This is a genomic window from Aeromicrobium sp. A1-2 (assembly GCF_003443875.1).
In the GTDB taxonomy this organism is placed as follows: Bacteria; Actinomycetota; Actinomycetes; order Propionibacteriales; family Nocardioidaceae; genus Aeromicrobium.
On sequence record NZ_CP027482.1, the window covers coordinates 1751713 to 1772025 of the forward strand.

At 66.1% G+C, this 20313-nt stretch carries 21 protein-coding genes and 1 pseudogene; 11 read left to right on the forward strand and 11 right to left on the reverse strand.

Features of this window, described 5'->3' with window-relative positions; translation table 11 throughout:
• Nucleotides 1–32 precede the first annotated feature (32 nt).
• The gene (locus C6I20_RS08515; protein ID WP_162891229.1) at nt 33–518 is read left to right on the forward strand and encodes a hypothetical protein; all 486 of its coding nucleotides are present in this window, start codon (nt 33–35) and stop codon (nt 516–518) included.
• Nucleotides 515–916: a DUF4439 domain-containing protein gene (locus C6I20_RS08520; RefSeq protein WP_118395573.1), complete on the forward strand. Its 402-nt coding sequence runs from the start codon at nt 515–517 to the stop codon at nt 914–916. The genes C6I20_RS08515 and C6I20_RS08520 overlap by 4 nt, the downstream gene beginning before the upstream one ends.
• A 9-nt stretch (nt 917–925) precedes the next feature.
• On the opposite strand, the gene C6I20_RS08525 is transcribed toward C6I20_RS08520, so the two are convergent.
• Genes C6I20_RS08525 through C6I20_RS08540 form a run of 4 tightly spaced genes read right to left on the reverse strand, consistent with a single transcriptional unit; the run spans nt 926 to nt 5024 of the window.
• Entirely contained in the window at nt 926–2665 is a 1740-nt protein-coding gene (locus C6I20_RS08525) for a proline--tRNA ligase (protein WP_174232971.1), read from the reverse strand.
• A gap of 56 nt (nt 2666–2721) precedes the next feature.
• On the reverse strand, nt 2722–3084 hold the full coding sequence (locus C6I20_RS08530; RefSeq protein ID WP_118395575.1) for a MauE/DoxX family redox-associated membrane protein: 363 nt from the start codon (nt 3082–3084) through the stop codon (nt 2722–2724).
• Nucleotides 3081–4151: a polysaccharide deacetylase family protein gene (locus tag C6I20_RS08535; RefSeq protein ID WP_118395576.1), complete on the reverse strand. Its 1071-nt coding sequence runs from the start codon at nt 4149–4151 to the stop codon at nt 3081–3083. The genes C6I20_RS08530 and C6I20_RS08535 overlap by 4 nt, the downstream gene beginning before the upstream one ends.
• 30 nt (nt 4152–4181) lie before the next feature.
• Nucleotides 4182–5024 carry a GNAT family N-acetyltransferase gene (locus C6I20_RS08540; protein ID WP_118398744.1) on the reverse strand — a complete coding sequence of 281 codons (843 nt, stop codon included), beginning with the start codon at nt 5022–5024 and terminating at the stop codon, nt 4182–4184.
• 150 nt (nt 5025–5174) lie between these two features.
• Here C6I20_RS08540 and C6I20_RS08545 point away from each other — a divergent pair, with 150 nt between their 5' ends.
• The 3 genes from C6I20_RS08545 (at nt 5175) to C6I20_RS08555 (ending at nt 8223) form a co-directional block, all read left to right on the forward strand.
• On the forward strand, nt 5175–6437 hold the full coding sequence (locus C6I20_RS08545) for an HNH endonuclease (RefSeq protein ID WP_118395577.1): 1263 nt from the start codon (nt 5175–5177) through the stop codon (nt 6435–6437).
• A gap of 309 nt (nt 6438–6746) precedes the next feature.
• A complete protein-coding gene (locus tag C6I20_RS08550; RefSeq protein ID WP_216822839.1) occupies nt 6747–7445 on the forward strand; it encodes an ion transporter in 699 nt (232 codons plus the stop codon).
• 313 nt (nt 7446–7758) lie between these two features.
• On the forward strand, nt 7759–8223 hold the full coding sequence (locus tag C6I20_RS08555) for a nuclear transport factor 2 family protein (RefSeq protein WP_216822840.1): 465 nt from the start codon (nt 7759–7761) through the stop codon (nt 8221–8223).
• Nucleotides 8224–8487: 264 nt separating this feature from the next.
• On the opposite strand, the gene C6I20_RS08560 is transcribed toward C6I20_RS08555, so the two are convergent.
• A complete protein-coding gene (locus tag C6I20_RS08560) occupies nt 8488–9183 on the reverse strand; it encodes a metalloregulator ArsR/SmtB family transcription factor (RefSeq protein ID WP_254052086.1) in 696 nt (231 codons plus the stop codon).
• Between the two features lie 187 nt (nt 9184–9370).
• Here C6I20_RS08560 and C6I20_RS08565 point away from each other — a divergent pair, with 187 nt between their 5' ends.
• Both C6I20_RS08565 and C6I20_RS08570 read left to right on the forward strand, forming a co-directional pair.
• The gene (locus tag C6I20_RS08565; RefSeq protein WP_162891230.1) at nt 9371–10006 is read left to right on the forward strand and encodes a hypothetical protein; all 636 of its coding nucleotides are present in this window, start codon (nt 9371–9373) and stop codon (nt 10004–10006) included.
• 94 nt (nt 10007–10100) lie between these two features.
• The gene (locus C6I20_RS08570; protein WP_162891231.1) at nt 10101–10505 is read left to right on the forward strand and encodes a hypothetical protein; all 405 of its coding nucleotides are present in this window, start codon (nt 10101–10103) and stop codon (nt 10503–10505) included.
• On the opposite strand, the gene C6I20_RS08575 is transcribed toward C6I20_RS08570, so the two are convergent.
• Complete coding sequence (locus C6I20_RS08575) at nt 10456–11316, reverse strand: patatin-like phospholipase family protein (protein WP_118395581.1); 861 nt, start codon at nt 11314–11316, stop codon at nt 10456–10458. The two genes, C6I20_RS08570 and C6I20_RS08575, sit on opposite strands and share 50 nt — an antisense overlap.
• Nucleotides 11317–11771: 455 nt before the next feature.
• On the opposite strand from C6I20_RS08575, the gene C6I20_RS08580 reads away from it, so the two are divergent.
• The 4 genes and pseudogenes from C6I20_RS08580 to C6I20_RS08595 all read left to right on the forward strand — a co-directional run.
• Entirely contained in the window at nt 11772–12215 is a 444-nt protein-coding gene (locus tag C6I20_RS08580; RefSeq protein WP_118395582.1) for a hypothetical protein, read from the forward strand.
• Nucleotides 12212–12820 (forward strand): GTP cyclohydrolase I FolE, encoded by a 609-nt coding sequence (gene folE / locus C6I20_RS08585; RefSeq protein ID WP_118395583.1) that lies wholly within the window; start codon nt 12212–12214, stop codon nt 12818–12820. The genes C6I20_RS08580 and folE overlap by 4 nt, the downstream gene beginning before the upstream one ends.
• 32 nt (nt 12821–12852) lie before the next feature.
• Complete coding sequence (locus C6I20_RS08590; protein ID WP_118395584.1) at nt 12853–14067, forward strand: NAD(P)/FAD-dependent oxidoreductase; 1215 nt, start codon at nt 12853–12855, stop codon at nt 14065–14067.
• A gap of 170 nt (nt 14068–14237) precedes the next feature.
• Nucleotides 14238–14485, forward strand: a pseudogene (locus C6I20_RS08595) (integrase core domain-containing protein); the annotation flags it as partial.
• Between the two features lie 271 nt (nt 14486–14756).
• Here the strand turns inward: C6I20_RS08595 and ispG are convergent.
• From ispG to C6I20_RS08620, 5 genes are all read right to left on the reverse strand, one after another.
• Nucleotides 14757–15878 carry a flavodoxin-dependent (E)-4-hydroxy-3-methylbut-2-enyl-diphosphate synthase gene (gene ispG / locus C6I20_RS08600; protein WP_118398750.1) on the reverse strand — a complete coding sequence of 374 codons (1122 nt, stop codon included), beginning with the start codon at nt 15876–15878 and terminating at the stop codon, nt 14757–14759.
• A gap of 20 nt (nt 15879–15898) precedes the next feature.
• The gene (locus tag C6I20_RS08605) at nt 15899–17197 is read right to left on the reverse strand and encodes an RIP metalloprotease (protein WP_118395585.1); all 1299 of its coding nucleotides are present in this window, start codon (nt 17195–17197) and stop codon (nt 15899–15901) included.
• On the reverse strand, nt 17194–18396 hold the full coding sequence (dxr, locus tag C6I20_RS08610) for a 1-deoxy-D-xylulose-5-phosphate reductoisomerase (RefSeq protein WP_118395586.1): 1203 nt from the start codon (nt 18394–18396) through the stop codon (nt 17194–17196). Before dxr ends, C6I20_RS08605 begins: the two co-directional genes overlap by 4 nt.
• 153 nt (nt 18397–18549) lie before the next feature.
• On the reverse strand, nt 18550–19341 hold the full coding sequence (locus C6I20_RS08615; protein WP_118395587.1) for an ABC transporter permease: 792 nt from the start codon (nt 19339–19341) through the stop codon (nt 18550–18552).
• Entirely contained in the window at nt 19338–20252 is a 915-nt protein-coding gene (locus C6I20_RS08620; protein WP_118395588.1) for an ABC transporter ATP-binding protein, read from the reverse strand. The genes C6I20_RS08615 and C6I20_RS08620 overlap by 4 nt, the downstream gene beginning before the upstream one ends.
• Nucleotides 20253–20313 lie beyond the last annotated feature (61 nt).

Genomic DNA, 20313 nt, shown 5'->3' on the forward strand with positions numbered 1-20313 from the left:
GGTGAACGCCACACGTCGGCTAGCCTGCCGTGGTGATCAGCCGACGCGCACTCCTTGGCACCGGGGCTGCAACCGCAGCGGCCGCTGCTGGCCTCGGCATCGCGGCGTACGCGCATCAGCTCGACGACCTCGCCCGCCTCGTGGGCCTCGAGCCGAAACCAGAGCCGGACCCGGGCGACGACCGGCTCATCGTCTCTGCGGCCGCGGACCAGAACGCGCTGCTGGCAATCGTCGAGGCCACGGCGGCCACACACACGGGGCTGCGACTCGCCCGGTTCGTCCAGATCAGCACGGAACACGCGAAGGCCGTCGGCGTCGCGGGACGAATCCCCGAGGTCCCGATCCCGCCCTCGGACCAGGCCAAGGCCGCCAGTGCGCTCGCCGCTGCGTACGCCACCGCGGCCACGGCGCGAGCCGCCGACGCTGGCCGGGCCTCCTCCCCCGATCTCGCCCGAGTCCTGGCCTCCATGTCAGCCGGGCTCGACCAGTGCGCGCGGGCCGTGGGTGAGCTGGCATGACCCCGACCGAGGCGATGCAGTCCTGGCTCAGGCTCGAGCACGAGGGCATCTGGCTCTACCCCCTGATCGGCGCACGCTTCGACGACCTCGCCGCGCAGGCCCGAAGTTCGTACGCCGCGCACCGCACCCGACGCGATCAGCTGCTCTCCCGCCTGAATGCCGCGGGCGTCGAACCGGCGCCAACGGCGCTGGCCTATGACGAGGGCGAGCTGCGCACCATCAAGCAGGCGCGCGCGGCGGCCCAGCGGGTCGAGCGCAACATCGCCGCGACCTGCCTGCTGCTGGCCGGCGTGACCGATGGTGACGAGCGGACGCACGCCGTGACCGAGCTGCGGCGTGCCGCTCTGGCCGAGCTCACCTGGGGCGCAGAACCCACCGCATTTCCCGGCCTCCGCTAGGCGCTCGGGTCAGTCGCGGAGCGTGGCGAGCAGATCAGCAAGGGGGACGTCCTGGCGCTCCCCCGACGCCCGGTCCTTGACCTCGACGACGCCGTCCACGAATCCCTTGCCCACGACCACGATCGTCGGCACGCCGATGAGCTCGGCGTCCTTGAACTTGACGCCGGGCGAGACCTTGCCGAGACGGTCGTCGTACAGGACCTCGAGACCCGCACCGATCAGCTCGTCGTAGACCTGCTCGGCACCGGCGACGACGGTCTCGTCCTTGCCGGCGACGATCAGGTGGACGTCGAACGGCGAGAGCTCCTTGGGCCACACGAGACCGAGATCGTCGTGGGCGTACTCCGCGACAGCGGCGACCGCGCGGGACACCCCGACGCCGTACGAGCCCATCGTGACAGTCACGAGCTTGCCGTTCTGGTCGAGGACCTTGAGGTCCAGCGCATCGGCATACTTGCGACCGAGCTGGAAGATGTGTCCCATCTCGATGCCACGGGCCAGCTCGAGCGGACCCGATCCGTCCGGTGCGGGATCGCCCGCGCGGACCTCCGCGGCCTCGATCGTGCCGTCGGCGGTGAAGTCACGCCCGGCGACCAGGTCGAGGACGTGCGAGCCCTGCTCGTTGGCGCCTGTGACCCATCGGCTGCCGTCGACCACGCGGGGGTCGAGCAGGTAGCGGATGCCGGTCTCGCCCTCGGTGCCCAGCGCGCCGGGTCCGATGTAGCCCTTGACGAGGCCGGGGTGAGCGGCGAACTCCTTGTCGTCGAATGGTTCGACCTCGGCCGGCGACACGACCGCCTCGAGCCGCTTGGCGTCGACCTCGCGGTCGCCCGGAAGCCCGATTGCGAGCGGCTCGCGGGTGCCGTCGGGATTCCGCAGCATGACCAGGACGTTCTTGAGCGTGTCGGCGGCATGCCAGGGACGATCGGCTCGCGGGAACGCCTCGTCGAGGTGCGCGACAAGAGAGTCGATCGTCGGCGTGTCAGGGGTCTGCTCGGCGTGAGACGCCGGCGCCTCGCCGTAGGGGATCGCGTCGGGTACGACGGTCGTCACGGCCTCGACGTTGGCGGCATAGCCACCGGCCGAGCGCACGAACGTGTCCTCCCCGGTCTCGGACACCGCGAGGAATTCCTCGCTGGCCGATCCACCCATCGCGCCGGACTGCGCACGCACGATGACGTACTCGAAGCCGAGCCGGTCGAAGATCCTGACGTACGCCTCACGGTGCGCCTGGTAGGAGGCCTCGAGTCCTGCATCGTCGATGTCGAAGGAGTAGGAGTCCTTCATGATGAACTCGCGCCCGCGCAGGATGCCCGCACGGGGTCGCGCCTCGTCGCGGTACTTCGTCTGGATCTGGTAGAGGCTCAGCGGGAGGTCCTTGTAGGACGAGTACAGGTCCTTGACCAGCAGCGTGAAGAACTCCTCGTGCGTCGGGCCGAGCATCATGTCGTTGCCCTTGCGGTCCTTGACCCGGAACACGTTGGGGCCGTACTCGGTCCACCGACCGGACGCCTCGTAGGGCTCGCGCGGCAGGAGTGCGGGGAACCGCACCTCCTGCGAGCCGATCGACTCCATCTCCTCGCGGATGACCTTCTCGACCTTCGCCAGGACCTTCAGTCCGAGCGGCAGCCACGAGTAGATACCCGGGGCGACACGACGCACGTAGCCGGCCCGGACCAGCAACTTGTGGCTCGGCACCTCCGCGTCTGCCGGATCGTCGCGGAGGGTACGCAGGAAGAGCCGGGACATACGCATGAGCCCGAGCCTATCGGGGTGGTGTCGGCGCCCGTGGCGCGGAGCGACCGTTAGCCGCGCGCTGCCCTCATGGCAGTGCGGATCATCGGCACCTGCAGCGGGAGCCGGAGGATCGTGCCGACCGTGAACCACCACGGTTTGCGCCCATCGCGTGCGCTGTCGATCGACATCTGGACGTTGGCCGGGAAGACCGCTGTCAGGAGAGCTGCCGACGCGAGCCCGCCGACACGGCGCGTGCGCGGGTGCAGCATCAGGCCCGCGCAGGCCACCTCGACGGCCCCGGAGGCAAGTACGAGCTCGCGCTTGTACGGCAACGGCTTGGGCACGATCGCCTCGTACGTGCGAGGGCTCACGAAGTGCAGCACTCCCGACACCGTGAAGATGGCGGCCAACACGTTGATCTCGCGACTCATGGGGTGAGCGTAGCGGCGGGTCTGACGACCGGCTCGATGAGCGCCCGCACGGCTGCTTCCCACTGCGCGTCGTCCGCGATCGTCACGGCGACGCTCCTCGTCCCGATGCGGAGGCCGCGGGGCTGGTCCAGCCGGAGGCTCAGGGTCTTGGCCTGGTTCGGCTTCGGGTCGCCGTAGATCCGCAGCCGGATCTCGGCGGTCGTCTGCCCCCGATGGACCGCGACCCGCCGGTCTACTGCCCGGAAGTCGATGCCCTCCTGGGCCGACCCGGACACCGCGCGGACCCGGAAGGAGCCGTTGCGTTGAGCCGGGCCGTCCATCTCAAAGGTGATCTTGACGAGTCGGGACGGCTTGTCGCCCGCCTCGACGGTCCTGCTCGGGGCGCTCACCGTGCCGAGCGGCATCATCGACTCCAGCGGCGCCAGACAGTAGCCCTGCCTGCGGAGGCGCTTGATGATCGACGGGACCGCCTTGAGCGTCGCCGGCGAGTTGCCGACGTTGTCGTGCATCAGGATCACGTTGGACCGGTGCGGTCGCAGCCCCCGCAGTGCCGCCGCACGGATCTTGGACTTGCTGAGTCCCGACCAGTCGCGGGTGTCGATGGTCCAGAGCTGCTGGCGGAGCTCGAGTCGCTTGCCGATCGCTCGGACCCCGGCGTCGGTGTCGCCGTACGGCGGACGGAACAGGCCGGGCTTCCGCCCGATCGCCTTCTCAATCGCTGTCTGCGTCGACTCAAGCTGTCGCTCGACACTGCGGTCCGAACGCGTGGTCAGCTCAGGGTGGTTCCAGGAATGGTTCTCGACCGCATGCCCGTCCCGGACCATCTGGCGCAGGATCTCGGGGTACTTCTTGGCGAAGCGGCCCTGCACGAAGAACGTCGCCTGGGCGTCATTCGCCCGTAGGATCTTGAGCAGCCTGGGGGTCTGCTCCTTGCTCGGACCGTCATCGAAGGTCAGGGCCACCGTGCCGGTGCGACAGCGTGTGTCTGGCGGGATCAGGGCCGAGGCGGGCGCAGCGGATCCGAGCACGATTCCCGCCACGATCGCCGGCAGGAGTCGTCGAAGCACGCGGCCATCCTAGGGGCCGAGATGCGGGGATCAGAGCAGGATCGACGCGAACGTCGCGATGTGCTCGAAGCCGACCCGTTCGTACGCCCGACGTGCCGCGAGATTGTGATCATTGACATACAGAGTCACGATCGGCGCGACCGTGGCGCGCACCTCGCGGACGACTGCGGCGAGCGCCGGTGCCGCCAGGCCTCGGCCGCGAAGGTCAGGTCGGACGTAGACGCCCTGGAGCTGGCATGCATAGGGGGTCGCGGCGCCGACCTCGGCCTTGAACAGCACTTCGCCGTCCTCGATGATCGCGAACGACCAACCCTGCGAGATCAGCTGGGCGACCCGGGCCCGATAGCCGCTGCGGTTGCCGGCCTCGGGATCGACCCCGACCTCCTCAGTGAACATCGCGACGCAGGCCGGATAAACCGTGTCGAACTCGTCCAGCACCACGCGCCGCACCCGCGGGTCCGCCCGCAGTGGACTGTCCTGCTCGATCGACATGAACGGCTGGTCCAGGCGCGGCGACCGGGCCGGGCCCCAGTGCGGCTCGAGCCGCTTCCACAGCGGCAGGACGGCCTCGCGTGGACCCACGATCGACGACGGCCTGACGTTGTCCCTGATGGCCCGGTCGGCAAATGCTTCGATCGCGGCGGGCGTCGCCTGGACCGGCACGACGTTGGCGCCGGCGTGGCAGGCCGAGACCAGAGTGCCGTCCTCGAAGTAGCCCCATATCTGTCCCCCGAGCCAGCGGGCCTGCAGCCTGGTGGCGTCAACCCGATTGCGGACGAACAGGTTGACCAGCCGATCGCGATCCAGCAGCACGTACAGCTCGGCGAGGTCGGGCGTCGTCAGCGGACGGACGTGCGTCGTCGTCTTGAGCACTGCGCCTCCCAGAGTGGTACGCCCAGCGTACTTGCGGCGGGGTCCGGCCGCTGGCACGCATTCGACACGATCTTGCTCGATCGTCACAATCTCCCTAATTCACAGGGTTTTCCACTGGTGATCGAACATTTGTTCGAGTATTCTTGACGTATGAACCCGCTGCTCACCATCGACGCGATGCGTACTGCCGCGCGGGCGCTGCAGGCGGGTGATCCGCGCGAGCAGGTGCGGGCGATCCAGGCGGCACAGGACTCCCTGGACGCGGCGAAGGCCGAGTGCCTGGCGGCAGTGGAGTCGTCCAAGGACTACGAGCTCGACGGGTCCTCGACCCTCAACGCGTGGGTGCGCAACGAGCTGCGTCTAGACGCCCCGGACGCCGCGACCCTGGTCTCCGCGTCGGGGACCTTCGCCGCGTTGCCTGCGGTCGCGGCCGCTGCGGCGGCCGGACAGATCCGCACCGACCACGTCGCTTTGTTCAGCTATGGGCTCAAGCACATCGGTCCCGAGATCATGGCCTCCTCCCAGGACTGGCTGCTGGACGTCGCCTGCCTCAACCCACCATCGAAGCTGCGCACCGTGATCCGGGGGCTGCGCGAGGCCTACTTCCCCGACGACCTCGAGGATGCCTGGGTCAAAGGCCAGGACAAACAGGACATCCAGGTCAACCCTGTCGTCGGCGGCTGGCATGTGACGGGGTTCCTCGACGTGACCGCTGGCGCGAAGTTCAAGAAGGTTCTCGACTCCGTGTCCGCGCCACGCAACAAGGATGACGACCGCCCCGGGTCCGAGCGCCGCTGCCAAGGGTTTGAGGACCTCCTGGACTCAGTCCTCAACAACGGACTCCCGTCAGACCAGGGATTTCGTCCCCATGTCTCGGTGTTCGTCGACGCCGACAAGTTCGAAGCTGCCATGAGACAGCCCAGGACCGACGAGACCGCACCTGACGCTGATCCCGAGCCCGCGGCCGACCCGACGTCGAAGCCCGCTGAGCTTGCCGGCTACGGCGCGATCAGCCGCAAGGCCCTTGCCCTGATCGCCTGCGGCGCCGACGTGACCCCGTTCCTGACCCGCAGCGGCGTCGACTTCTCCCAAGACAGTGTCCTCAACGTTGGCCGCACCCGCTACGCCCCCACGCTCAAGCAACGCCGGGCCGTGATCGCCCGTCAGCGTGGCGTCTGTGCCGCGCCCGGTTGTCGCCACACCCACCTCGAGGTCCACCACACGATTTGGTGGTCTCGCGGCGGCACCACCGACGTCGACCTCCTCATCGGCCTGTGCGTCAGATGCCATCATCTGATCCACCGCGAGCTCCTCAACGTCTCCGGCAACTCCCGCGATGGGTTCGCCTTCACCAACCGGCACGCCCAGCCCCTCAGCCGAAGGCGTCGCAGGCCCTACTCCCGCGCCGCCTAAGCCACTCGGCGCGGGAGGATCCCCGCAGCCAGCAGGTAGACCCACGCGGGCTTGCCCCGCCGAGCCGTCCCTTCGCGGCGAAGTGACGCGCCTCCGGGGCGTGCCGTCACCCGCTCAGCGAACTAGGTCGCGCACGAATTCGAGCCGCGGTTGCCATCGCGGCCGCGTCGGATGACGCGATGCGGGCGGTTGGCCGATGAGCACGTGGCGACCCATGACCGGGGTGCGGGGCGTCGCAGCTCCAGGATCGTGTTGACGACAGCCCACTCGGGGTCTCGGCGTACGGGCCCTTTTGGGATACTCGGCCTCATGGTCACCTTGCTGCGACGGACTCCGACCGAGCGCGAGCGCTGGGCCGATGAGGTGCTGGACCGGCTCAGCCCTGTTATGGCTGCGCTGGGCGTCCTCTTCCTGCTCGTCGTCCTCGGCGAGAACGTCGCCCGCGAGGGGACCTCGGTGGCGGATGCGCTCACGGTGCTTGGGTGGGGGCTGTGGCTGGTCTTCGTGGTCGAATTCGCGGCACGATTGGTGGTGGCCCCGGACACACGCCGCTTCCTACGCCGCAACTGGTGGCAGCTGCTCTTCCTGGTCCTGCCGTTCCTACGCGTGTTGAGGGTGGTGCGAGCGGCCAGGTTCCTGCGGACCGGGCGCGTCCTCTCCTCCACCGTCCGGTCCTCCCGATCGGCACACCAGGTGCTGGGAGGCCGGATCGGGTGGTTGGGCGTCGTCTGGGCGATCACCGTGATGGGAAGCAGCCAGCTGCTTTTCCAGTTCTCCAACTACACCCAGTACGCGGACGCCCTGCACGCCGCCGCGATGGCGACCATCACCGGTGAGCCGCTGGGTCGACCCGACGGCTTCTCCCGAACCTTCGAGGTGGTACTCGCCGTGTTCTCGGTAGTCGTGTTCGCCACCCTCGCGGGCAGCCTGGGCGCCTTCTTCCTCGAGCGCCGGGAGATCGAGCACACCGACGCCGCAGCGTCGGAGCAGGAGTCGACGAAAGGCTGAGCCGGAGGACGCAGCACTCATGCGGGATCCGCCTCGCGACTCCAACTACCCAGTCGGCTTCGAGCTTGACTCCCATGATGGCCTCTGGCTCGACGATGGCAGGGGCACCTAGGATCAGCGACGCGCGCGGTGCACCCTTCTGCGCAACTGCTTCACACGGCGGCGAGATGACGCGTGCTCTGCTGACTCCGTGGCAGGGCACCAGGTGAACACAGGCAGGCTTGCCTAGTCGCGCCGTCCTTCTTGCGGTGGTATCCCACGCCCCAGACCCGCCCTCCGCGCGGCATGATCGGGCGGGAGCCCCACTGACGGAATGAACGCGGCCTCCGAGTCGGAATGCGCGAACCAGATCAGCCTTTGGGCAGAAACCGACTACTGGGAGTGTGGGGACATGACGACAAACCTAGAGCGAAACAAGGAGAACGTGAAAGCGTTCTACGACCTGATGTTCAACCAGTGCCGCCCCCGCGAGGCCATCGAGCGGTACGCAGGTGCTGAGTACCGGCAGCACAACTCGCATGTCGCGGACGGCAAAGACGCCTTCGTGACCTACTTCGAGCGTATGGCCGAGGGATACCCGGGCAAGCATGTGGATTTCGTTCGAGCTTTCGCTGAGGGTGACCACGTCATCCTGCATTGCCACCAGACTTGGCCCGGCTCGGAAGACTATGCGGGAATCGACATCTTCCGACTCGACACCGACGGCAAGGTCGTTGAGCACTGGGACGTACTGCAGGTGATTCCTGAGACATCCGCCAACGAGAATGGGATGTTCTAACCGATGAAGCGGGCCAATGAGCGCCCTCGTGCGAGAGGTCCGGATGTGCTTAGAAGGATCTTGTCGCCTGTTACGGCTGCGGCGCCCCGGGACCTGGCCCTGCGAGGCCCTCGAAAGCCATAACGATCTCGGCCGAGGTGCGACGAGCCCCTGTCTGCGGAAAGCTCCGACGGGGTGATTCGGACGACCCCAGATCCGGCTGTCGCCAACGATCAGAACTCGCGACAACGGACTTGCAGCGCGCAGGCGGCCTGCACTCGGGATCTAACGGTTCTCCAGGACGACGCAGCAGCGACCCTCGCGGGGTTCGAGGTGGCAGGTGAGCCGATCGGCATCAACGGTCTCAACCAGTGCGTCGATCAGGGCTAGGTTCATGCCGCAGACCATGTCGGTATGGGTGTGGGCGAGGGCGTGAAACGGGCAGTTGGCCAACTCGATGCGCTTGGCAACTGTGTGCGGCTCGTACCCGTGGGCGGCCAGCGCCGAACCGGCCAACTCGAGTGCCGCGGCCTTGGACCGCGGGGCACCGGACTCTTCGAGCAGGGCAGCTCCGATCGTCCGGCCGCGTTCGGCCGCCGCCCGGTTGAGCGCCTCGATCGCCGGGACACCGGTCGCGGAGGACTCGGCGATAGCTTCGGCCATGAGCCGACCGGCCAGTTCGTACTCCCGGCCGGGCAGGGACACTGCTATCTCCCGGTCGGCGCGCCGGTAGAGCTTCGATGGTCGACCTGCGCCGGGTCCTGTCTTGCCGCTCAGGCGGGCGAACTCGGTGACGAGCATGCCCTCAGCCTCGAGTCGATCGAGGTGGAACTTCGCCTTGTGCAGCGGAATGCCGACCGCCTCAGCCGCTTCATCCCGGCCGACCGGATCAGGCTGCCCGCACACGTACAGATAGAGGTCGCGGCGAACCGGCTCGGCGAGTGCGCCGATGCCGGACACGTTCTCGGCGAAGTCGCTCACAAGCTCCCCATTTCTAAAAGATAAAAGACTTGACATAAGAGATTTCATCCCTCTAAGGTCCATCGTAATGTGTTTTAGAAATAGAGACAAGTCGTGGCGACTTGTTCGAGCATCTTAGATAGGACCATCATGAGTACTCAGAAGAAGCCGATGTGGCGCTCCTCCATCGCGGGGGGGGATTGCAATCATGGCCTTGGCTGGCGGTTCCCTTGCTGCCTGCAGCTCCAATAGCGACGCATCAGCGCCGCCCTCGTCATCCAGCGCGAGCCAGCCGGCGACGAATCAGGCGAAGCAGGTCGTGCTCAACAGTGCGATGCGCGGGTTGTGGGCTGATCACATGCAGTGGACGTGGTCGTCTGTCGATGCGTTCTTCCACAACCCGAAGGGTCTACAGGCTCAACTTGACCGGCTCCTTCAGAACCAGAAGGACATCGGTGCAGCGATCGTGCCGTACTACGGCCAGGATGCCGCTACGCAACTCACCGACCTGCTCACTACCCACATCAAGGATGCCGTTCCGGTTCTCACAGCCGCACAAAAGGGCGACAACGCTGCCCTAGAGAAGGCCAGCGACGAGTGGTACCGCAACGCCAAGGAGATTGCTGACTTCCTGACCAAGGCCAACCCCGACAACTGGCCGACCTCAGCGACCGAGCCGATGATGAAGACCCATATCGACCAGACGATCGCCTATTCGGTTGATCTACTCAAGGGCAACTATGCCCAGGCAGTCAAGGACTACGACGCCGCCGAGCTGCACATGTTGATGATGGGCGACACCCTGGCCCAGGGCATCATCGCGCAGTTCCCAGACAAGTTCTGATCCTGGGCAATGTCGGGCGCATCCCATCGTGGTTGCGCCCGGCTACACCCCGAAAATCAAGGAGCCCCCGGTGTCTCAACCGTTGACTCAGTCCGTGAACTCGAAGTTTCGGTGGCCTGTCATGGTGTGCCTCTTCGCCAATGCTGCCATCCATGTGTATCTCGCACCGATGCACCTTAGGGAAGCCCCGTACATCGGCGCTTCGTTCCTAGCACTTTCGATCGCCTGCATTGCCCTGGCATTGGCGCTTGCACTCTTCGACAACTTGCTGACCTGGTGCAGTGCTGGCGTCGTGAATCTGCTTGGCTTCGTCGCATTCATAGCTTCTCGCACCGTTGGCCTTCCCCAAATCGGCGACGACATCGGCAACTGGAGCGAGCCGCTGGGATTCCCCACGCTCGCGGTCGAGTTGCTGACCGTGGGCTTTGGTGCCGTAGTGCTGCACCGCACTAGCCATGGCGGTGCATGGACAGGAACGCCTCCGGATGTGGCCGGTTGAGCCCGCCGTCATCGATCCAGGCCACCGAGTCAGCATGGGCTCGTTTGATCAGTTCATCTGCGTGACTGAAGTCGATCGCGGACACGGCAAGTGGACATAGCGGCGGTAGGACATTGAGATCGATTCGATTGGCGTAGTAGGCGACATCGGTGATCAACCTTTGCTGGATGAGTAGGGTCACCGCATGCATCGCGACGTCCAACGCGCCCTTCGGCGGTGCGGCGAGTGCGCACGCGTAGCCGGTGGGCAGCACGGATATCCGATCAGCGCCGGCATCTACTGCTACGGAAATGGCTGCATTGTCGGCGAGTCCACCGTCGACAAGCGACGTATCTTCCCACTTGACCGGGGACAACAAGCCCGGGATAGCTGTGCTGGCAAGAACTGCATCGGTGGCATCGCCCTTGGACAGTACGACTTCGTTCCCCGACAGCAGGTCGGTCGCGACCACATGCAACTCGATGGTCGCATTCTCGAGTTTATCGAAGTTGAGATTGCCTTCGATCATCTGTCGCAGGCCGCGGCTGGAGAACATGGAGGATCGGCGGCCCAGCAACGCCAAGGTGTGTCTGATCGGGTCCACTGGGAAGAGGTTGGTACGACGGGCCGAGCGCCAGGTGTCAGCGAGGCCGACCAAGCTGGCCTCAGTCAAGCCATGACTCGCTAGGTAGGCCGAGTTGAGGGCTCCTGCGGAGGTTCCGACCAGCAGGTCGGGGACGATGCCCCGTTCCTGCAATGCCTGCAGCATCCCGACTTGGACTGCGCCTAAGCTTCCTCCGCCAGAGAGAACGAACGCGGTTCTATGTGCCATCGGAGCACCACACCCTATTTCTAAAAGATAAACAGATGCATCTTACTAATGCATTCCGAGGCAGTCAACATCTCGGCGTAGACCGGCATCGCACAGCAAATCGGCCAATTCAACGCCGAAAGTCACGCCGCGGCTGACGATCCCGTTGCAGCGATCAATCCGACTCGCAGCCAACCGATGCGGCGTGGTGGCTCATCCGGTCGAATCGCACCCCTCCCACAATTCGCAAGCGACTCCTTCGGTGGCCACCGGCGGAAATGGTGGCCGCTGTTCAGTTCAAAATCGCGGCGCACACGTACAGGTAGAAATCGGGGCAAATCGGCCCAGCGAGTGCGCCGATGCGTTCTCGGCGAAGTCGCTCACAGACTCCCATTTCTAAAAGATAAAAGACTTGACGTAAGGATCTCGATCGCTCTAAGGTCAGTCGTAGTATCTTTTAGAAATGGAGACAAGTCATGAGTATCACCAAAGTAGATGTGCCGAGGCTCAAGTCTGACCCCGGATACCAGGCCTTCACCCTGTTACGCACGGTGTTCACCGTCGCACCGATCCTGTTCGGCCTGGACAAGTTCAGCAACAACTCGGTCCTGGTCCGCGGCGATCACTGGTCGATCTACCTGGCCGGCTGGATCAACGACATCGTCCCTGGCGATGCCCATGCTGCCATGGTCATGGTGGGCATCATCGAGGTCGTTGCGGGCATCTTGGTATTCATTGCGCCTCGCTATGCGGCCTACGTCGTGGTTCTGTGGCTCGGCGGCATCATCGTCAGCCTGTTGACGGTCGCGGGTCAGAAGTACGGCGATATCGCACTTCGTGACTTCGGCCTTCTGGTCGCAGCACTCGCGTTGGCCCGACTCTCGGTGACGTACGACCGCCCCGGAGCAGCTTCGAAATGACGAACATCGCCGACCTCCCGGCCGCGCTCCACGGTGACACCCTGCCGGGCGAGCGCGACCTCGAGGCTGCGACCCGGGCCGCGGAGGACTTCCTCCGCGCGCTCGGGGTTGCGTGCGGTTCGGAGAGCATGGCGAAGAGCCCGCGCCGGATGGCCGAGGCGTACGCGGAGCTGTTCACGCCGCGGCTGTTCGAGATGACAACGTTCCCGAACGATGAGAACTACGACGAACTGGTGGTCGTGGGCTCAATCCCGGTCCAGTCAGTGTGCGAACACCATTTTCTGCCGTTCACGGGCGTGGCCCACGTGGGCTACCTCCCAGACGACCGCATCGTCGGGCTGTCCAAGCTCGCGCGCGTCGTCGAGATGTTCGCCCGCCGGCCCCAAACCCAGGAGCGACTGACCCAGCAGGTGGCCAACTTCCTCGACGCCCACCTCTCACCCAAGGGGGTCGGTGTCGTGATCGAGGCCGAGCACACCTGCATGACGCTGCGAGGCGTCCGGGTCACCGGCACCACGACCAGCACCTCGGCGCTCAAAGGGGTACTGCGTGAACGCCCGCAATCACGGGCCGAGTTCTTCGCGTGCATCCCAACCGGTGCATGAATGCCTAGCAAACCTCAGTCAAGGAGCATCACATGACCGACGCACCCGGAATTGTCGTCGTTGGCGCCGGACTCGCCGCCGCCAAAGCCATCGAGACCCTGCGAGACGAGAGCTTCGAGGGGCCCATCACGCTGATCGGCGACGAGATCGAACGCCCCTACGAGCGCCCGGCCCTGTCAAAGGACTACCTCCAGGGCAAAATGTCGACCGAGGACCTCTTCGTCCATCCTGCCGACTGGTACGCCGACCACAAGGTCGACACCCATTTGGGCGACGCCGCCGTCTCGCTCGATCGCCAAGCTCGCAGCGTCACGCTGGTCTCGGGCGAGACCGTCCCATACAAGCAACTACTGATCGCGACCGGTTCGCGGCCCAACACTCTCTCGATCCCCGGCGCCGACCTCGGCGGGGTCTTCTCGCTGCGCCGTGTCGTCGACAGCGACCAGATCCGCGCCGGATTCGCCGAGGCAAGCAACCTCGTCGTGATCGGCGCCGGCTGGATCGGCCTCGAGACCGCCGCTGCGGCCCGCGCCGCCGGACTCGACGTCACAGTCCTGGAGTATGCGCCGCTGCCCCTGCAGCGTGTCCTCGGCGACGAGTTGGCGACCTACTTCGCCGAGCTGCACCGTGCCAATGGTGTCGACCTGCGCACCTCGGTCTCGGTCACCGCACTCGAAGGCACCGATGGACGGGTCACTGCGGTCCGCGTCGGCGACGAGTCGATCCCGGCCGACATGGTCATCGTCGGCATCGGCATCACCCCCAACACCGAGATCGCCGCAGAAGCCGGCATCACGGTCGACAACGGCATCACCGTAGACGAACGGCTACGCACCTCCGATCCGACCGTGTACGCCGCCGGCGACGTCGCCCGAGCCCACAACACCGCCCTCGAAGCCAGCATCCGGGTCGAGCACTGGGACAACGCCATACGACAGGGACAGCTCGCGGCCAAGTCGATGCTCGGCCAACAGGTCGCCTACGACTGGCAGCCCTACTTCTACACCGATCAGTTCGACCTCGGCATGGAATATGTCGGCTGTGCCTCCGCCGAAGACCATGTCGTAATCCGTGGCGACAAGGCTACCGGCGAGTTCATCGCATTCTGGCTGTCTGGCGGCATCCTCAAGGCCGGAATGAACGTCAACGTCTGGGACGTGAACGACGACATCCGCATCCTGATCGGCAAGACCGTCGATCCGATAGATCTCGCCGACTCCACCATTGCGCTGACCGACATATCTTGAAGTCGTGGGCACCGACTCGGTCCAAGGAATTCGCGAACCTGCTGAAGCGTGAGGAGCTGATCGCTTCGGTCGACAGACGCTCCGTCGCGGACGCGACGGACAGCGCGACTGACACGATCCTCGACGAGTGGCCTTCACCAGTCCCAAATCCGTTGGAGGCGGCCTAAACCTGCGCCGAACTCGAGGTCAAGCACCGACGAGCACGGCCCTACCGGCCCCAGACCAACGGCAAGATCAAACGGTTCCACCGCACCCTGGCGGGGGGCTGGGCCTTCAAGAGTTCTACAGCTCCGAATCAGCCCGACTCGCAGCGCTGCCATCATGGATCCACGAGTACAAGCACCGCCGGCCCCACTCAGCAGTCGGGCGGAAGGCGCCCATCACCAGATTGGACAGCCTGGCTGGGCATCACAGCTAGTCGAGGTCAATCTGTTCGATAGAACGACGACACCCCCTGGCCTGTGGATCGACTTTCACCAGGTCTATCGGGAGTTTGCGGCCTTGGCCACCAACAACTCCATGGGCGGCGAGTTGATCGGCCTTCAGATGACCTCGCGGTGAGATGGTCGGCAGACCGGACACGTGTAAGCCGACTCATCCACCTTCGCCAGCTGTGTTTCGAGTTGGCAGGCTTGGCCACAGATCGTCGGTTGTTCAGTCCCCGACAAGCGAGCCGCGCAGAGGGTTGGTCAGCTCACCGAGACAGCTGGCGATCCGCCCTCAACGGGCTCCATGCCCTCGGCGATCCGCATGGCTTCCTCGATCAGGGTCTCGACGATCTTGGACTCCGGGACCGTCTTGATGACCTCGCCCTTGACGAAGATCTGGCCCTTGCCGTTGCCCGAGGCCACGCCGAGATCTGCCTCACGGGCCTCCCCCGGTCCGTTGACGACACAGCCCATGACCGCGACGCGCAGCGGCACCTCCATGCCCTCCAGACCAGCGGTGACCTGCTCGGCGAGCGTGTAGACGTCAACCTGGGCTCGGCCGCACGACGGGCACGAGACGATCTCGAGCTTGCGCTCGCGCAGATTGAGCGACTGCAGGATCTGCAGGCCGACCTTGACCTCCTCGACCGGGGGCGCCGACAGCGACACCCGGATCGTGTCACCGATGCCCTGGCTGAGCAGCGCACCGAACGCCGTGGCGCTCTTGATCGTGCCCTGGAAGGCGGGGCCGGCCTCGGTCACGCCGAGGTGCAGCGGCCAGTCGCCCCGCTCGGACAGCATCTCGTAGGCCTGGACCATCACGACCGGGTCGTTGTGCTTGACCGAGATCTTGAAGTCGTGGAAGTCGTGCTCCTCGAACAACGAGGCCTCCCAGACGGCGGACTCGACGAGCGCCTCGGCCGTGGCCTTGCCGTACTTGTCGTAGATGCGCTTGTCGAGCGAACCGGCGTTGACACCGATACGGATCGAGACGCCGGCGTCCTTGGCGGCCCTGGCGATCGCGCCGACCTGGTCGTCGAACTTGCGGATGTTGCCGGGATTGACCCGCACCGCGGCGCAGCCGGCGTCGATCGCGGCGAAGACGTACTTGGGCTGGAAGTGGATGTCCGCGATGACCGGGAGCTGCGAGTGCTCTGCGATCTCCTTCAGGGCATCGGCGTCGTCCTGGCTGGGGCACGCGACCCGCACGATGTCGCAGCCCGCCGCGGTGAGCTCGGCGATCTGCTGCAGCGTCGTGTTGACGTCCGACGTCAGGGTCGTGGTCATCGACTGGACCGAGATCTGGGCGTCACCGCCGACGTCGACCTTGCCGACCTTGATCTTGCGCGTCTTGCGCCGCGGAGCGAGGACCGGCGGCGGCATGGCAGGAAGCCCGAGGTCGGTCACGTGATGCTCACAGGGTTGACGATGTCGACATAAATCAGGATCACACTCATCAGCATAAGGAGGCCACCCACGGCGTACGCGACCGGCAACATCCGGGCGACGTCGACGTAGCCCGGATCGGGCCGTCCACGGAGCTTGGCGAACGCCCTACGGACCGCCTCGTACAGCGCCCCCGCGATGTGGCCGCCGTCGAGCGGGAGCAGCGGAATGAAGTTGAACAGCGCGAGGAACAGGTTGAGTCCGGCCAGCAGGACCAGCACCCGCTGGATCCGCTCGGGCCAGGTCGGGTCGTCGACCGTGACGATCTCGCCGGCGACCCGGCTGGCCCCGACCACACTGATCGGACCGTTGGAGTCACGTTCGGCGCCAAATGCCGCCTTCGTGACGCCCACCATGCGCTGCGGTAGGTGCACGATCGCCTCTGCCGTGCCCTTGACGTAGTCGCCCATGACGGAGGCGACGTAGACCGGGCCCTGTCGGACGTACGTCTGCGTCGGAGTCACGCCGAGGAAGCCGACATCGACGGTCTTGGTCGGGTCGTTGACGTCGGCGCGGGCCAGCACCGAGGTGGCGACGTTGACCTCGCGGGCCTGGCCGTCGCGCTCGAAGCCGATCGAGGCCTCGCGCGAGCCGTTGGCACGGATCAGCTTGGTGAGCCCCTCCCACGACGTGACCTCGGTGCCGTTGAACGAGGTGAACTGGTCGCCGGGAGCCAGGCCAGCCTTGCGTGCCGGCGTGATCGGGTCGTCCGCATTGCAGGTGCGGCCCGCCTGGGCGTCGCTGATGGCGCAGTCCGACACCGACTGGACCGTCGTCGAGGGGGTCAGCGCCCCGAAGCCCATGAAGACGATCATGAACAAGAAGATCGCGATCAGGATGTTGACCGTCGGCCCGCCCGCCATCACGATGAGCTTCTGCCACCACGGCTTGCGATAGAACATGCGGTCGAGATCTTCGTCGGAGACGTGCTCGTACTCCGCGGTGCGGGCGTCCGAGATCAGCTGCGTGAACATGCCGGTGTTGGTCTTGCGCACCTCGTGCGGGTCGGCATCCTTGGCCGGCGGCAGCATGCCGACGAGCTTGACGTAGCCGCCCAACGGGATCGACTTGAAGCCGTACTCGGTCTCGCCGCGCTTGGTCGACCAGACGGTATTGCCGAAGCCCACGAAGAACTGGGTGACCTTGATGCCGAACTTCTTGGCGGGATACATGTGACCGAACTCGTGCAGCCCGATCGACACCGCCACGCCGACGATGAAGGCCACGACACCCAGCGTGTAGATCAGTGCGTTCATCGTTTCTCCACCAGCTCCGCGGCCCGGGTGCGAGCCCATGCGTCGGCGCCGAGCACGCCGTCCAGGGTCATGTCCTGGCGGGCCGAGTCCGGATCGTCGAGATGCTCGCCGAGGACCAGACCCACCGTGTCAACAATGCCGAGGAAGTCCAAATGTCCCGCGACGAACGCGTCGACGCAGACCTCGTTAGCGGCGTTGAAGACCGCCGGGCCGGTGCGTCCGAACGTGCCTGCGCGGCGGGCGAGGGAGACAGCTGGGAACGCCTCGTTGTCGAGCGGGAAGAACTCCCAGGTCGCCGGCCGGGTCCAGTCGCACCCGGCCGCCGCGTCCGGCACCCGGTCGGGCCAGGCCAGGCCCAGCGCGATCGGCAGCTTCATGTCCGGCGGCGAGGCCTGCACCATCGTGGCCCCGTCGACGAACTCCACCATCGAGTGGACGATCGACGGTGGGTGCACGACAACCTCGATCCGGTCGAAGCCGATGTCGAACAGCAGATTGGCCTCGATGACCTCCAGACCCTTGTTGACCAGGGTCGCGGAGTTGATCGTGATGACCGGGCCCATGTCCCATGTCGGGTGCGCCATGGCCTGTTCGGGCGTGACGTCGGACAGCTGGGCGCGGGTTCGACCACGGAACGGACCACCGCTGGCGGTGACGATCAGCTTGCGGACGTCGTCGCGGCGTTCACCACGCATGGCCTGGGCGAGAGCGGAGTGCTCGGAGTCGACCGGCACGAGCTGACCGGGCTTCGCGGCACCGGTCACCAGCTCCCCGCCGATGATCAACGACTCCTTGTTGGCCAGCGCGAGCGTCGTGCCCGCCTCGAGTGCCGCCAGCGTGGGAAGAAGGCCCACGGCGCCCGTCATCCCGTTGAGCACGACGTCGCACTCGGTCCGCGCGACCTCGACTGCGGCGTCGGGGCCAGCCAGCAACCGCGGCACCCGGTGGTCGCCATGCGCGTAGCCGCGCTTCTGCGCCTCGGCGTACAACGCGAGCTGGACGTCCTCGGCCGCGCTCGCGCGAGCCACGGCGACCAGCGGCACATTGAACGCGATGGCCTGCTCGGCCAACAGTCGCGGATTGCTGCCGCCTGCGGCCAGCGCGACGACCTCGAACCGGTCGGCGTGGGCGGCGATGACCTCGAGGGCCTGCGTCCCGATGGAACCTGTTGACCCGAGGATCGCCACACGTTTGCGCATGGAGCCATTCTCCCCGATTCGGCGTCCCCGGCCTAGCCAGCCCGTACACACCGCTGGCGGCACCTCCGAAGAGGTGCCGCCAGCGGGTCGTGCCCCGGGTCGGGCGGACGAAGAGATGTCCTGTCGCCGCGCCCCCTCCGTCCCGGGAGTCTGCTATTTGACCTCGGACCTCAAGACACCCCAGACGCCGATCGCCAGCGGGATGACGAGCCACGGAAGGCTCGACACGGCGAGCTGTGACCATTGCTCGCCGGTCAGGCTGCCTTCGAACAGTGGAGTCGTCGAGAAGTTGAAGTCGACCCACGGCTGGATCTTCTCGAACCAGTCCTGACTGAAGGCCAGGAAACCCAGGATCGATGGGATCACGAAGGAGTAAACGAAGTAACCGACGATCGCGCCCGCTGAGTTGCGGATCAGCACCCCGAGCATGAATCCGATCAACAGACCCAGGATGTTGGCCAGCACGATGTACAGCATCTGCGGCACGCTGGTGTTCCATTGCGCATCGATGCCATTGACGGCGGCGCCGATGACATTGCCGACCGCTCCGATCGCGAACGAGAAGATCATCGAGACGACGCCCACAAGGACTGCCGAGATGGCCTTGGCCAGGATGACCTGACCTCGGTGCGGGGCCAACGTGAACGTGATGAGTCCGGTGCGCTGACTCCACTCGCTCGTCACCGACAAGATCGCGACAACGGGCAGGAGGATCGCGAAGGGGACGCCGATCGCCGTACCGAACGATCCATACGTGAGGCTGGTGTCGGGCGCGAAGATGATGACGGCGGCAGCTGCCAGGAATCCGATGATGAGGATGCTGAGCATGAGCCAGAAGCCTGACCTGGTGTCGAACATCTTGCGGAGCTCGACCTTGATCAGCCGGCCCAACGGGACGGCGGGCGCGTTGGTGTCGACCGTGACGGGTGCGGTGGCGGTGCTCATGCGGTGGCTCCTTCGGCAGTGACGGCTTCACGTTGGGTGTCGGAGGTGAGCTCGAGGAACATCTCCTCGAGGCCCGCCCCTTCAGCAGGTCGCAGCTCGACGAGCGCGACGCCCGCTGCGGCCGCGGCCTTGCCGACCGTGGCCGGATCGGTCTCGGTGCGCAGCCCCCCGTCGCCCGACGGCCCGGCCGTGATGCCAGCCGCGGTCAGCGCGTTGGCCAGAGCCGAGGCGTCCCCGGCCTTGACGAACGTCCCGGCGGTCTGCAGCAGCTCGGCCTTGGTGCCCTGGGCCACGATCTTGCCGTGCCCGATCACGATGATCTCGTCGGCGATGACCTCGATCTCGTGCAGGAGGTGCGACGACAGCAGCACCGTCCCGCCCCGGTTGGCGTACTCCCGCAGGAGGATGCGCATCCAGTGGATACCGGCAGGGTCGAGGCCGTTGGCGGGCTCGTCGAGGATCAGGATCTTGGGATCGCCGAGCAGCGCATTGGCGATGCCGAGACGCTGGCGCATGCCGAGCGAATAGTTCTTGACCCGACGCTTGGACTCGGCGGGCGTCAGGCTGACGAGGGCCAGCATCTCGTCGACGCGCGACATCGGCAGACCCATCGTGAGGGCGCTCAGGGTGAGGATCTCCCGCCCGGTCCGACCGGCGTGCTGCGCTGACGCGTCCAGCAGGACACCGACCTGGGTGCCGGGATTCGGGATGTCGCGGTAGAGCGCGCCACCGACGCGGGCGCTGCCGGACGTCGCCGGCGTCAATCCCGCCATGACGCGCATCGCGGTCGACTTGCCGGCGCCGTTGGGGCCGAGGAAGCCCGTGACGGCTCCTGGCCGGCACTCGAATGAGACATTGTCGACGGCGGTGAACCCGCCGTACGTCTTGGTGAGTCCTTGAACTGAGATCATGCCGACCAGTCTGGTGCGTTACCCAGGATGACGGCATCGGTCGAGCGGCCATGATCGCTAG